Consider the following 15,417-nt stretch of genomic DNA (forward strand, 5'->3'; position numbering starts at 1 on the left):
GTGCTCTAAGGTTTGCCCGCATCGAGAGATCTGGCCAGGGATTGTTTTATGCGTCTGGCCAGATCCGGGGTCATGGGGCCAAGTGTCCCGCGATCCCGGTCTGACAGGTGGGCCAGCGCTGCCTGGTCGAAAACATAGTAGTCGAACAGGGGGCGCCACAGGTCGTGGTGATCCGCCGGCAGATCGCGGACAGCCAGTATGGCGTGAAACAGGGCGTCATATGGCGACGCCGCACTCGCCGCGTCGTCCCACCAGTAGTTCACCAGTACATTGAAGGCCGACAGCGAGTGTACCTGATGCCACCATCCGTAAGGGATATAAAGGGCGTCACCCGGTTCGAGATCGGCGGTTAGCATCGTCTTCTGCGCTTCGGCGAATAGCGGATAGCGGTCAAGGTCGGGATTGGATGCATCGACCATGCTGACCGGTACGCCGCCAATCGTACGATCGAACGGACCTGGATAGAGATTGGCCACCTGGTCGGGTGGAAAGAGCAGGAAGCGGCGGCGACCGGCGACGACACAGGCGATGTTGTAGTTCAGGTCGTAGTGGGCGCGCGTCACCGCCTGATTGCCGATCCAAATGCGGGGGGCGACGTCGGGCAAAAGATCGAGGCGGTTTTCGGCGCCGAAGCCCGGCATATGCTTGCTGATTTCAGCGGACTGAACATACACGGAATGGGGCCGGTCTTGATTGCGTTCCTGTCTCAGGCGGTCGAGCGCCTGAGGAATAGGCGCGGGGCCGTAACGGAAATTGTCAGACCGCGTATCGGCACCGTAAAAGAAATGTCCGGCGATCTCCGGCGTGCCGACATAGACGCCGGCGATTTGGCCCGTGTCATGACCCGCTATATAGTCGATCAAGGCATCGTCGGACTGTCGCCCGTGGGAGACGGCCGGCCAGTCGGCGACCGCGCCCTTCAGAATAGCCGGGCGACCCAATGGCCGAATCTCTCCGGCGAAGCGCTCAGGCGTCACAGAGGTGTAGGTGGCGGTAACGGTCATGAGGGCTCTTTCGCGGCGATTGCCTCCAGTTTAGCGCGGAGAAGCATGACATAAAAGCATCACCTGACACAGGATCGTCATTTTCGTATACCTTATGTCTTTAAATCGTATAATTTATAATTGACGTCATCTTTCATCGGTGTTTTTTTCGTTCGGGTCAAATTTGTTGCGTGCGGGCGGCGTGTACCGTGCGTCAAGACGATCTAAACAGAAAAGGATTCACAATGACATCGAGAAAAAGAGCCTTGATTATGACCGGGGTTGCTGTGGCCGCGCTCGGAACTGCCTGCTTGACGATGCCTGCTTTCGCTCAAAGCGAAGCGGCCCCGGCGCCTGAGGCGTCGGCCGCCACCGAAGTGGTTGTGACGGGTACGCGTATCCGCCGCCCCAATCTGAAGAGCGCATCGCCGATCACCTCGGTCGATTCTAAGGAGGTCAAACTCCAGGGCGCCATCGCGGTGGACACCTTTCTGAAGAGCTTGCCGCAAGTCGAAGCCGGCAACAATGAAAACCAATCCAACAATTCGGACGGCACCGCGGGCGTGAACCTGCGCAGCCTGGGCGTCAACCGCTCGCTCGTCCTGATCGACGGCCAGCGTTTCCTGCCCACTCTCGGCGTTGACCTGAACTTTATTCCGTCAACCCTGGTTGAGCGCACGGACGTGCTGACGGGCGGCGCGTCCTCCGTCTATGGGTCGGACGCCATGTCGGGTGTTGTCAACTTCATCATGCGCAAGAAGCTGAACGGTCTGCGTGTCGACGCCCAGTACAGCATCTACGAGCATACCAATGATGACAGCTACCTGCGCGGCATTCAGTCAGCCGCCGGTATCAAGCTGGCCGACAAGAACGTCTGGGATGGCCAGAAGTATGATTTCAACGTTGCGGCCGGTGGTGACATCGATGGCGGCAAGGGCAATGTCATGGGCTATTTCGGCTATCGCAAGATGGAAGCCGTGCGCCAGGATTCCCGCGACTATTCGAACTGCGCCCTTGTCTTCGCGGATGATAGCGGTTCGCAATTCGGTTGCGGCGGGTCGAGCAACCATGCCTATGGCCGCTTCCGCCCCCTGACCGGTCCGAACGCCAACCAGGATTTCGCTAACGCCAAGGACGGCACTAAGACCTGGGTCACAAACGATTCCAGTTTCAACTATAACTACGCGCCTGACAACTATACGCTGCGCAATTCTGAGCGTTATCAGGCCGGTACGTTTGTGAACTACAAGTTTAATGAACACGTCGAAGCCTATGGCAGCGCCATGTTCATGGATGACCACTCCATCAGCCAGGTGGCACCGTCGGCCATCTGGTCGGGCCGCCCATTCACTGTCAACTGCGACAACCCGCTGATGAGCGATGCGCAAAAGACCATCCTGTGCGGATCCACGACCTCGACGGCCGACGCCCGGACCCAGGTTGTTTATCGCGCAGCGACCGGCGCACCGCGTCGTAACGACATGCGCCATACCAACTATCGCTTTGCTGGCGGCTTCCGTGGTGCCATAAACGACGTCTGGTCGTATGATGCTAACTACATGTACGCCAGCACGACGGCGCAATCGAACTATCAGAACGACATTAACCAGGACAAAGCCGCAAAGGCCCTTCAGGTTGTAAACGTCAACGGCGTGGCGACCTGTAAATCCGTTGTTGATGGCACTGATCCGCTGTGTAAGCCGATCGACGTCTTTTCAGCCAAGGGACCTGACGCTGCCGGTTACAACTACATCTATGCGCCGACCTTCACGCATATCGCCCAGACGATCAACGTGTTCAACGCTTTCGTCACCGGTAACCTTGGTGAGTACGGCGTGAAGTCGCCGTGGGCAGATGGCGGCGTGGCGCTCGTGCTCGGTGGCGAAAAACGCCGCGAATCCTATGATGCGAAATACGATGAGACCCAATTGGCCGCCGGCCTTGTCAATACCGACGGCAAGATTTCCGTCAACGAATACTTCACCGAACTGGATGTTCCCGTCGTCAGCGACAAGCCCTGGGTCAAGTTGCTGAACCTGGGCATCGGCTATCGGAATTCAGATTATTCGGCGTCCTCGTCTTCGACGTCGGGCTCGTCAAAGAAAACGGAAACCTACAAGATTGAAGGCCGCTACGCGCCTACGAGCGATATCCAGTTCCGCGCCAGCTATAACAAGGCCATGCGCGCCGCCAATATTACCGAGCTGTTCGCGGCTCAGGGCGTTGGCAATGTCGGCCTGATCGATCCATGCGCCGGTGCGACCCAATCGGCCACAGAAGCACAATGCGCTTTGACGGGCGTGACCCATAACCAATATGTCAACAAGACGATCGAAGCGACGCCGGCCGATACGGGCACGGCCTTGAGTGGTGGCAATCCGGACCTCAAGCCGGAAGAAGCCAAGACGACGACCTATGGTTTTGTCTTCACCCCGCGTAATATTCCGCTGGCCGTCAGCGTCGACTACTACAAGATCCACGTCGATGGCTACATCGGTTCGATCGATCCTGCGGTCTCGCTGTCGCAATGTCTCACGACCGGGAGCGCCTTCTACTGCGGCCTGATCCATCGCGATCCGGAGACGGGTGCCTTGTTCGGGTACAACATGGCCGGTGGCCACGTCATTTCGACCAATGTCAATACCGGCTTCCTTGAAACGACTGGCTATGACGTGACCGCCACCTATAACCTCGCCACGGAAAACCTGTTCGGCAAGGACTACGGCACCGTCAACTTCAGCATGGTCGGCACCTATCTGAAGTCGCTGAAAACCGAAGTCCTGCCCGGCCTTGGCACTTACGACTGTACCGGCCTCTTTGGTGGCACCTGCGGTCAGCCCAAGCCTAAGTGGCGCCACAACCTGCGCACCACCTGGAACGTACCGGGTGACAACGTCTGGGCGCCGACCACGGTTTCGGTCAACTGGCGCTACTTCGGTAAGGTCGATCTGGCAACGAATACCAGCGATCAATATCTGTCGGGCACCAAGTCGGTCATCAACGCCAAGATCGAAGCCTATAACTATATCGATCTGGCGATCACTAAGAACTTGCCGCATGACCTGGTCCTGCGCGCCGGTATCAACAATGTCTTCGACAAGAACCCGCCTGCCATCATGGGTGGTCTGCTTGTCACTAACGGTAACGGCAACACCTATCCGAGCACCTACGACCCGCTCGGCCGCATGTTGTTCATTGGCATTTCCTCGGCGTTCTAAACCAGCAGAACGTCTAACCGGAGCGAAGCGACCTGAAATGGACACCGCGTTTCGCTCCGGTTTTATGATTGAGTATCCTGTCTATCCAAACAGTGGCCTTGACGTCTTGGCCTGATGATTGAGCGGCGCTGCCGGGTTTCCGGCGGCGCCGTTTCTGTATTTACGGAGCCTCCCCATGCCCGCCTTCGACCGCCGCGCCTTTCTCACCGGTTCCACCATCGCTGCCGCGACGGCCGTGGCCGCGCCAGCCATCGCCCTGCCGAAGCTGACGCCCGCCGGCGATGTGACGGGCCATGCTGAGGTGGCGCGGTTCGGTGACTGGACGGTCTATGAGGACCAGACGCGCCGCGATGGGGCCATCACCTTTGTGTCCAGTGGGCAGGCACTCGTGCTGGGCAAACGGCTCGAAGCCTGTTTCGACGACATTACCCCAAGCTATCTCGGTCTGGCGCTGAAAGACATCTGTCTGGCCGACGCCGACCTCCTGGCCGACACACTACTGGCGGGCGGTGGCGATCCGGATCCGCAGCAGGTGCGCGGGGCCGCGCCGCCGCTCGGCTGGAACTTCACGCCGGAAAGTCTCTATACCCGCCTGGCCTGGACCAATTTCGTCGGCACGCGCCAGCAGGGCGACACCATGCCGGTCTTTCCCAACGGGCGAACGCGCGGCTATCGGCCGGAACACGATTTCCCGGAATTACAGGGCGACGCCATGGCGAAAACCCGCTGGGAGGGCCTTCTCGGCGGCTGGTTGCCGGCGATCCACAAGATCATTCAGGTGTCGGATAGCCGCTATTACGACCTGATTGTCTTCGCCGACGTCAAGGCAACCGATCCGTTGCTGGTCCAGACTTGGCACCGCACGGTGCAATATGACAATGGCAAGCCGGTCAAGACGCGCTTCGGCTATTCCTATGCGCCATTCCCACCCCGGCGCGCGGAACCGGAGGCGACGCAGTTCTATCAGGCCCTGTTCGATTTCGCCGCCTATTGGCACGCGGAAGTGAGGGATCAGGCCGCCGTGAGTCTGCCGGATGGGGCGCTGTCGGACATGGTCAGCCATGCCTTCGTCAAGGAACTGATCACCCGCCCCGGCGGCACCTATCCGAAATATGGCGTGGTGGACCGCGACTATTTCGGACCGGAATATGACGGCTTCCAGGATATCTTCACCTCGTCGCTCTACGCCAATCTGGAGTGGGGACGCTTCGGTCAGGCGAAGATAGTCATCGACAACTATTTCGATCAGTTCGTCGCACCGGACGGCATGATCAATATGCGCGGACCCGAAGTGCCGCAATTTGGCCTGACGCTGAGCCTGCTGGCGCGATATCTGACCTATACGGGCGACGCCGCGACACTGAATCGGCACGCGGGCAAGATCGCCAATACGGTCACCCTCTTGACCGAACTGCACGACCTCAGTCTGAAAAAGCCTGCGGGCGATCCGGGCTTCGGCCTGATTGACGGCTGGAGCGAGTCGGATGCCTGCCTTCATCCCGACCCCAGCCTGTGGTGGAAGCCCTACTGGAATAATTCTGCGTTTGCGGTGCGGGGCTGGCGGGACATCGCACGCGTCTGGCCCTTGATCTCGCGCGACCCGTTGCCGGAAGTGTCCCTCCGCGCCGACCGGTTGCAGGCGCAGCTTGTCAAGACGATGCGCGCCAGTGTGCGCATCGATCTCACGCCACCCTATCTGGCCGTTCTGCCTGGCACGCGTCAGACCCACCGCGAGGCCTATGCTGAGGCCCACGAAAAGAAGCAGCGCACCGAGCAGGGCTGGGCGCACCGTGTCTATGCCGAACTGCTCCATGCCGATGTTTTGCCCGACGACCTGGCGCAGATCGTGATCGACGGCGTGCGCGGACATGGCGGGACCTGTATCGGTGTCGTCGCCAATATCGCCCCGGCCAACGAAACCTCACGCAGTCAGTTGGGCTTCATTTCCTACGGTTACGCCCAGCAATTGCTGCGCAGCGACCGCATCGAGGAATATCTTCTGTTCCTCTATTCTCATCGCTATCATTCGCATACACCGGGTACATGGGTGGCCGGGGAAGTGTCGGATATCGACGGCGGCCTGCCGCTGTACTGCGTTCCGGCGCAGCTGACGATTCCGAAATTGGTGCGGTGGATGCTGGTCTTCGAAGCGTCGGACAGCGAGACCCTGTATCTCGGCCGGGCGATTCCGCGCGACTGGTTCACGTTAGGCCAGCCGATCGCGATCACCGGCGCGCCGACCCGCTGGGGCCGTGTCGATCTCAGCCTGAAGGGGGATATGGCGGGTCGCGTTGTCACTGGGACGATTGCGCTTCACGGTGCTGCCAGACCGCAAGAGGTGCGTTTGAGGCTGCGCCTGCCGAAGGGCAAGCGCCTGAAGAGCATACGCATCAATGGAAAGGCCGTCCGGCTGGAGGGTGACACGGCGGTGTTCGCGCCCGGTGGTCAGTCGCAAATGACCCTCCGGGCGGATTTGGTGTAATCGCCTGCAAAAGGGGATCGGGGAGGGGCTGTTTGCAATGGCCACCGGGCCCCTCACCCGGTCGCCCTCGCAGCGTTCGGCTCCCGTCCTCTCCCCACATGTGGGGAGAGGGGGATTTGTGCTCAAGGCGCTACAAATAGCGATTTAGGCCTTCTGGTCCTTGATCCAGACCTGGGACTGCAATCCGGTGAAATGCCGGCGCGGTCCCACTTCGGCCTGAGCGGCCTGAACCGTACCGGGGGCGTAATTGACATCACCCGCGCCGATTTCCGCCGCCGCGCCGATCCGGTTCATGCGGGCGAAGTTCGGAATGGCCAGCAGGGTCGAGCCATCGGCCCATTTGCCGGTCAGGGCGACCACGCCGCCCAACAGGTCGGGACGCCATTCGGCTTTGATCGGGGCGGCGCTCAGCGGTTGTTCGATGCTTTTCTGGTCCGCCAGTTCCACATTGTAGACCAGAGGGCCATAGCCCAGGGCCACCTTGCCGCGATCGGCTTCGATCTTCGGATCCGCATGGATGCGTTGCGGCGCCATCGGCAGTTCCAGTTCGATGCGGTCGCCGGCTTTCCATTGACGGGTGACGACGGCGTAGCCCTTTTCGACCTTTGGCGTGATAACCTGTCCGTTCACCTTGAACACCTTGACGCCGCTGATTCTGGGTTCGGCGGTATAAAGCGCGCTGGTGGTACGGTCGGGAATGCGGACGTGGACGGTGAAGGTCTTGCTTTCCTTGGGGTTGACGGTGATCGATACCGTGCCACTCCACGGATAATCGGTCTTTTGCACCATTTCGACATCGGTGCCGGCGACCTTTTCGACCGTGATCTTGCTGCCTACGAACATGTTGACGTAAATCCCCGCCTTGTCCTTCACATAGGTCCAGGTCGGCAGCATCAGCAGGGTACGCGGGATATTGGCGACGCAGCACGGACAGACGTGCCACAGGGTGCGTTCGGTATTGATCAGCGGATTGGTGTAGCAGAAGCTCTTGCCGTCCAGGTCCACGCTGCCGAGCAGCGCATTGTACATCGTCTGCTCATATAGGTCGGCATATTTGGCATCGTGATAGGCCAGGTTGAGCTTGTACTGGAAGAAGATCAGGCCGCAACTGGAGCACGATTCGCAATAGGCAGTGTTGCGCAGGCTGTAGTCAGGGCCGAAGCCTTCCGAGGTTTCGCCGCTGCCGATGCCGCCGGTGACATAGTATTTGCGGTTGACCATATTGTCCCACAACGACATCACCGCGCTCTGGTAATCGACATCCCCGGTTTCGGCGGCGATGTCGGCCATGCCGGAATAGAAGTAGACGGCGCGGACGGCGTGGCCGACGGCCTCATACTGCTTGATCGGCGGCAGGTGGCTCTGGTCGTATTCCTGGCCGCCGCGACGCGATTCCAGCAGGAACCGCGCCAGGCTGATATAGGCGTCGCCGCGGCCATGACCTTCTTCGTCATTGACGAAACGGCCAAAGCGCACGAGCGCCTGTTCCATTTCCTGGTGGCCGTCGAACCATTCCTTTTTGCCCGGGCCGATATTGGCCACCCAGCAGTCGGCCAGCTTCTTGGCGGCGTTGTACAGGCGCAGATCCTGACCGTTGGTCAGGGTGTAGTGATTGATGGCCGATTCGATGAAGTATCCGGCGATATAGCCTTCATGATCGGCGCGGTGTTCCGGCGACCAGCGTTCCGGCCACGCGCCCGGCGCAGCCAGTGTATGGGCCGTTTGCAGATAGCCGTCCGGTTCCTGGGCGGCGAGAATGATCGGAATCCAGCGCTCTAGCGTAGCGCGCATCTTGTACTGGGCGGCTATCATCTCGGCATCGCCCTGCGGATCGACCATCAGGGCGATACACATGGCCTCGACCGACTCGACGACCCATGCGTTGGAGAAGACGTAGCCCTTATGCGGCGCGTGCGGTTCGCCGCGGTTAGCCTTTCCGGCCTCGATGAAATTATCGATGCCGCCATTGCCGATTTTCAGATCCGTGCGTTCGCAATAGTCGATGACGTGCGGAATCCAGTTGACGATCAGCGCCTTGGCACGGGCATTCCATAGCGGGCTGTCGATGCTGTAGCGCTTGGTGTAGACGACATCCAGCCGCTCGGCCGGCGGTCCCGCCTGGGCATGGACGCGCAGTGTCGAGGTCGAAACCTTGCCGCCGGACTTCGCCGCCAGTTCGACCTCATAGAGGCCGGGCGCCGAAAAGGTTGCCGTGGTGTCGGCCTGGGCGGCGTCGGCGAAGGTCACGGTGCCGGGGCCGGACACCTTGCGCCACAATACGCCCGCGTCGGCCGTCGGGGTCAGCCAGTCGGCCTTGCCCATCAGATAGGTCTTGCCGCCGAGGATGACGGTTCGGTCGATCCCAGCCGCTACAGCCGGGGCGAAGGCGGGAATGACGCCTTCACTCCATACACGCCATTCCAGTATGCCAGTCGACAGTGTGCCGTCGGAGACGATTTCCAGACGCAGCTTGTCCGTCTTCACCGCAGTGAAGGTGACAGTATTAAAGGCATCCTTGGCCACACCGTAGCCGCTGGCGGCGGCCACCGGCACGAAGGCCTTGCCGTCCCAGTACAGCAGACGCCACGCCTTGGGCGCGCCCACGCCCTGGCCGTCGATCCACCAATAGACCTCGACCTTGTTCGTGGTGACCGGCTGGCTCCAGTCGTATTGCACCCACTGGGTGTCGGTCTTGGGCCAGTTGCCGTACATGCCCTTTTCGGCGTCGGCGGAATTGGCCGGCGTGTTGCCGTCGTTCAGGGCGGCGACCTTGGTGTCACCGGAATTATAGGAGGTCGACGGCGTCGCGACCTTGGCCAGGTTTACCGACGCGTCGGCGGCCATGGCCGCGCCCTGCCAGGCAGTAGCGGCGAAGGCGGCCGCGCCAAGACTACCCAAAAACCAGCGGCGATCGAGGCCGCAATCGCAAGACGCGCCCGTGTCATGGGTCGTGCACTGAAACTTGGATAGTCTGGGCATTGGCATCCTCCGGGGAGTTTTTGTTATGGGCTTTGCGCCGTTAGGTCGGCATTCTGGACTAGGTGTGATAACGTATGGGATCGGTATGCTATACTCTATTTACCGTCAGGCGGGCGTTCCGGCAGGCGCGGCGGTGAACAACAGAACGCCGAACACCATGGCGGTGGAGCGGCCTTCGTGCGGCACCAGCTTGACGGTGACGGATGCCTTGCCCTGAGTCAGCGCCTCCGGCACAGGGTATTGCTCATCGAAGAATTCGCCGGGCTTGGGTGATTTATGCGAGACGGTCGTAAGCTTCTGGCCGTCTATCAAAATGTCGAAATCGCATCTGTCATCACCCCAATAGCTAGCCTGCATGACCAACGGGCCAGGCTTGACCTTCATGGTGAAGGACATGAAGCCGCCTGATCGCGCGTCGCGACCGTTGCGGCCACGATAGGTGCCGGGCCACGATACGTCCGATTCCAGGTTGTGATCGCGTTCGGCCTGCATTTCGCCCAGGTGCATGACATCGACCGAACGGGTGGCCAGGTCGCGCTGGCGGTCCTGGTCAGCCAGGAAGGCGGCTTCTTCGACCTTCCAGTCGGCTTCGTTGAAGGCCTTGAAATATACGGCGCTGCGGCGTTCCCACTGGCTATAGAAGGGCACGAACTGCAATTCTCCCGGCCGTCCGATCCCGACCGTCTTGTAATGGGCCTTTTCAGCGGCGACAGGCGTGAAGCCTGCCAGCAGGTCATTGCCGACAAGGGCCGGGTCGGTCGCCTTGTAATCGTCTTCGACTGAGCCGAGGTCGGCGGCGAGAACCAGCGGGCCGCGCAATATGGCGACCACGCCCGGATTGTCGCCGGTCGGTTCGACGCGCAGATCGAGCGGCAACGAAAGGGCGATACGATCGCCGGCTTGCCATACCCGGTCGATGACGAGGTAGCCGCCGTCGCGCGTGGCCTCGATACGCTTACCGTTCAATGTCAGGGTCGCCGTCTTCGCCCAACCGGGGACGCGCAAGGCCACCTTGAAGCGAGAAGGGCGGCGCAGGCTGGTTAGGCTCAACCGCGCTTCGCCGTCGAAGGGGTAGCCGGTGTCGAGCCGCACGGCGGCGCCCTTGGCCGCCCATTTGGCGGTCGAGGGAATGTACAGGTTAACGAGCAGTGTGTCGGCCTTTTGCCAGTAGATCGACTCGGCGTGCTTGGCGTGGCTTTCCATGCCCGAGCCGTGGCAACAGGTCCAGTTATCGACCGGATCGGAGAAGCCGCGCGCCGCGCCCGTGAACAGCGGTGTCATATAGCTGAACATGCCGGTCTTCGGGTTTTGCTGCGCTAGGATATGATTGAAGTGGGCGCGTTCGAAATAGTCGAAATAGCGCGCGTCGGGCGACCAGCGATACAGATCGCGCGTCAACTTCATCATGTTATAGGTGGCGCAATGTTCGCACGTCGCTTCGGTGATGTGCTTCGATATGGTGTCAGCCGCGAAGAAATATTCCCGGTCACCATTGCCGCCGATGACATAGCTATGGTGTCCGGTGACACGTTCCCAGAAGAAATCGGAGGCGGTGCGATAATCCGCCTTGCCCGTGATGTCGTAGAGCCGGGCCGCGCCCAACACCTTCGGGATATTGGTGTTGGAATGGATATTGGCCAGCTTGTCTTCGCGCGCCACCATCGGGTCCATGACGCGGTGGTGGTACAGACGCTCAGACAGCTTCAGCCAGCGCGGGTCCTGGGTGCGCTGGTACAGTTCGGCAAAACTATCCTCAATGCCGCCATGTTCGCAATCGAGCACCGTCTGGACCTGTTGGTCGCTGAGCGCCGCAAAGACCTTGTCAATATAGACGCTGAGCCCGACGGCCACGGGAATGGCCTTGTCATAGCCGCACAGGGACTGGGCATCGAACAGGCCGCTATAGAGCTTGTGCCAGTTGTAGAAGGGCACCCAGCAGCCGTTCAGATCGAAGCCGGCGGACCGAATATCGCCCGACATGATCTCCGGGAAGATTTCCTTGCCGTCAACGACCGTGCCGTCCTTGCGCTTACGCAGGAAGCCGGCGACATAGCCGTCACCCTGGGCGCCCTGAATCAGGGCCAGTTCATCGATGACGTAACCGGCGCGTTGCTTCAGCACCGGATTGCCGGTTTGCGCATACATCAGTGAGATCGCCGACATATAGTGCCCAAGACTGTGGCCGGCGATGGTGTCCTGTTCCCAGCCGCCATAGGCCTCGGCCTTGGGCTTAAGACCGGCGCCCTTGCGGAAATTGTGCAGGAACCGGTCCGGTTCGAGCGTCAGCAGATAGGTCTCATTGACATCCAGCGCCGTCTTGAACGGTGAGGGCAACAGGCGGACATCGCTAAGCGGCAAGGCGCTGACCGAAGCGGCAGGTGTCTGGCTGAAGGCGGCCGAGGCCGATACCGCGCTCAGGCCGGTGAGGGCAGCGCTGGCGTACAGGAACTGGCGGCGGGTGTGCACGGACAAGGACATAAGGGGCTCCATGTTGTCGGACAATTTGGTATACAATATACGCGAAACTGGCAAGGCGGAAGTCGGAGAATCCCGAAAGCCAGTCCAAATTTCGCCGTTATTTGACTGTTTTGAGCCTTATTTTTATTGCAAATGCCAACCATAGAAATGGAAGAATTGCAGGTCTAGGAGCGAGAAGTTTTTTATATTGTTGTAATATTTAAGAAAAATCTTGTCCTTTGTCATCGCTTCGTTACGCGGGTGGCCGCGAGATACGAGCAAAAATGTTTCACATGAGTAACATTTAATTGTCTTGTTATTGAGATCGGTTTCGTAATGTTGTATATCGTATAAAATATTTTGCCGATATGTGAATTCGTGCCTTCTTGCGGCGTCAAATTACCGAACCAAGGAACAAAGATGGTTAAATCTACGAAGAGTAAGAGCTTGCTTTACGCCGCGACCGGCCTGGTCGTCGCCATGATATGCGCGCCTGCGCTGGCACAGGAAACCACACCGGTCACGACCACGACAGAAGCGACGCCCGACAGCGACGTTGAAGCTGTCGTTATCGTAAAAGGCTTGCGCAAAAGCATGAAGACGGCGGTGGACCGCAAGCGTCGCTCCGCGCAGATTGTTGATTCGGTTGACGCTGAAGATGCTGGAAAGTTGCCGGATAACAATGTCAACGAAGCCATTGCCCGGATTACCGGTGTTCAGATCGAACGTGAGCGCGGCGAGGGCACTGGCCTGAAAATCCGCGGCATGGAAGATGTCCAGACGACCCTGAACGGATCTCCGAACAATACCGGCGTCGGCCGTAGCGCTTCGCTAAATGATATTCCGGCAGAACTGCTTAAATCGGTGCAGATTTATAAAAATCGCACGGCGGATCAAGTCGAAGGTGGCATTGCCGGTACAGTCAATGTCGATTTGCGGCGGCCTATGGACTTGCCTAAAGGGTGGACGTTGGCGGGCAGTGTCCGCAATGTGTACGCCAATGTTGGGAAAACAGAGAGCCCGTACGCCAGTGCGCTGATCGCCAAGCGTTTTGACACGCCGATCGGTGAAATGGGTTTCCTGGTCAACCTGTCGCATCAAGAAAATAATTATAATGAGCAATGGGTTATTTCCGAAACACCGGCCTATTTTTGGGGTACCCAGCAGGCCAGTTTGCCGGCCGCTCAGCAAAACACGACGGTTGCGCCTTATAAGGTTCAGAACGGCATTCAGCGCGGTACAGTTAAGCGCAACGCCTACAATCTGGCCTACCAGTGGCGCGTGAACGAAGATCTCGATTTGCTCGTCGAGGCTATCGGCTTCGATGCCGATGAAAACCGCGCGGTCGATTTCCTGGAGGCCAGCCCAAAGGAAGGTCCCGGCGTCTTGACCGATGTTGTCTACATGGCTGACGGTAAGACCGTAAAGTCTATGACGTTGAAGGATATCAATCCGTCTGATGGCAACATGCTGGCGGCAGGCCCGTTCGCCCGTGACGATGTCTACACCACGCGTAACAGCCGCATTAATGCCGAAGCGCATTGGCATAAAGACCGTTGGACGGTGAACGCAAGCATTTCGAAGGACAAGAATCGCTTCGACGACAGCTGGTACCAACAGATTATCCGTCTCAACGGGTTGGCTGCCGTTAATTTCGATTTCGCCTCCGACAAGATGAAGGAGACGGGGCCATATGTTGAATTTCTGGACGTTAACGGTAAGTCGATCGACCTGACCGATGTAAATAACTACAACATGCGTCAGATTGAGAACGGCAAGGGCTTCGAAACCAGCGAGGAGACCGCCTATGCGTTCGACGCGACCTATCGGGTTAGCGACGATAAACTGATCCGTAGCGTACAATTCGGGGCGCGAAAAACGGCCCGCGACGTAGAGCGTCTTTATGGTTATCGTTATGCCGGCTTTATTGATGCTAAGGCGATCAAGCTGGCGAATTTTCCAGGCGGCAATAATCTGGATACAGTTTACGCCAATGTTCCGGGCTATCAGTCCGCTCAATGGTACCGTTTGTCACTCGATAGCTATCTGGAAAATTTCGATACTATTCGCGGCCTGGCTTCTAACCCTGCGACCTTGTCTTATGGCGGCGGTGGCGCATGGGATCCTGCCGCTCAGGCGGAGGTTCCGGCTACCCAGCAGTGGTCAACGCGCGATGTCCAAACTGAGCGGATGATGGGTACGTTCACGTCTAATGAAAATACTGCGGCGGTGTATGCCCAGCTTTTCTACGGCTTCGATGTCGGCGGCCTACCCTTTGACGGCGTTATTGGCGGGCGATCGGTTCATACCTGGGGAGCAAGCTTCTCGGTCGATCGTCAGGTCGATATTACGGACCCCGATAATGACCCCTCGACCAACAACAACGTAACGACGGTCCGGATGGTGCCGCGGACGACGGAACTTGACTACGAGGACTTCCTGCCAAGCGCGCACATCGTCGCTCACTTCACGCCGAAAATGCAATTGCGCATGGCCTATTCGAAGAATGTTCAACGTCCAAACTTCGCGCAGGCAACCTCCTTCACCTTCTTGAACACGCCGGTTATCTATCCCAATCAGTCGACCCAACCTAAGGGGTCGGGCTGGGGGGGTAATGCCGAGCTGAAGGCCAATCGCGAAGATAACTATGATGCCTCGCTGGAATATTATTTTGGCCGCGGCGGCGTGGTGTCTTTCGCCGCTTACCTTAAAAAGCCTGACGGCTTTATCTATGACGCGCCAGCCGATGAAGTGATCGACGGCATCACCTACAACATCTGGCGTCCGCGAAATGCGAGTGCCGGTACGTTCCAGGGCTACGAATTCAATGCCCAAGGCTTCTTTGACTTCCTGCCTGGCAAATGGGCCAATTTTGGTGGCCAGTTCAATTACTCGTACAACCAGGTCGCTAAAATTGATTACAACGGTGCTGACAGCAATGCGCTTGGTAGTTCAAAATATACGTACAATCTTATACTTTACTATGATACGCCGACATTGAGTGCGCGCGTGGCATACAACTATCGAGACCGGTTCCGTACGGGCATTTTTGAGCAGCAATATGCTCAATACTCCCCATATATCGAAGCGACCTCGCGTTTAGACGCAGCGATTAACTGGACGCCGATACGCCGGCTTACGCTAAGTCTTGAAGGCACCAACCTGCTTGAGAACAACACCAAGCTGTCATGGGGCAATGAACGTTTGTTGCCGCAAGGCATTCGTGTTCAGGCACGTACCGTTCAGCTCAGTGCCCGCTTCCGCTACTAAATTCTGTACGCTATGAATACTTAAAGCC

The 15,417-nt window shown here is 58.7% G+C and carries 6 protein-coding genes; 3 read left to right on the forward strand and 3 right to left on the reverse strand.

Annotated features, from left to right (window positions below):
* Positions 1-5: 5 nt before the first annotated feature.
* Positions 6-1,004 (reverse strand): cupin-like domain-containing protein, encoded by a 999-nt coding sequence (locus AEAC466_RS32475; protein WP_023457996.1) that lies wholly within the window; start codon positions 1,002-1,004, stop codon positions 6-8.
* Between the two features lie 251 nt (positions 1,005-1,255).
* On the opposite strand from AEAC466_RS32475, the gene AEAC466_RS32480 reads away from it, so the two are divergent.
* Positions 1,256-4,201, forward strand: a complete 2,946-nt coding sequence (locus tag AEAC466_RS32480; RefSeq protein WP_023457997.1) for a TonB-dependent receptor domain-containing protein — start codon at positions 1,256-1,258, stop codon at positions 4,199-4,201.
* 175 nt (positions 4,202-4,376) lie between these two features.
* A complete protein-coding gene (locus AEAC466_RS32485) occupies positions 4,377-6,683 on the forward strand; it encodes a hypothetical protein (protein WP_023457998.1) in 2,307 nt (768 codons plus the stop codon).
* 144 nt (positions 6,684-6,827) lie between these two features.
* Here the strand turns inward: AEAC466_RS32485 and AEAC466_RS32490 are convergent, their stop codons facing one another.
* Both AEAC466_RS32490 and AEAC466_RS32495 read right to left on the reverse strand, forming a co-directional pair.
* Positions 6,828-9,662, reverse strand: coding sequence for a beta-L-arabinofuranosidase domain-containing protein (locus AEAC466_RS32490; protein WP_023457999.1), 2,835 nt, complete (start codon positions 9,660-9,662; stop codon positions 6,828-6,830).
* Positions 9,663-9,767: 105 nt separating this feature from the next.
* Complete coding sequence (locus tag AEAC466_RS32495) at positions 9,768-12,140, reverse strand: glycoside hydrolase family 127 protein (protein ID WP_031238644.1); 2,373 nt, start codon at positions 12,138-12,140, stop codon at positions 9,768-9,770.
* A gap of 399 nt (positions 12,141-12,539) precedes the next feature.
* Between AEAC466_RS32495 and AEAC466_RS32500 the strand changes: the two genes are divergently transcribed.
* Complete coding sequence (locus AEAC466_RS32500; RefSeq protein WP_031238647.1) at positions 12,540-15,389, forward strand: TonB-dependent receptor; 2,850 nt, start codon at positions 12,540-12,542, stop codon at positions 15,387-15,389.
* The last annotated feature ends 28 nt before the right edge of the window (positions 15,390-15,417 follow it).

Origin of the sequence: Asticcacaulis sp. AC466, from assembly GCF_000495815.1 — a bacterium.
In the GTDB taxonomy this organism is placed as follows: Bacteria; Pseudomonadota; Alphaproteobacteria; order Caulobacterales; family Caulobacteraceae; genus Asticcacaulis.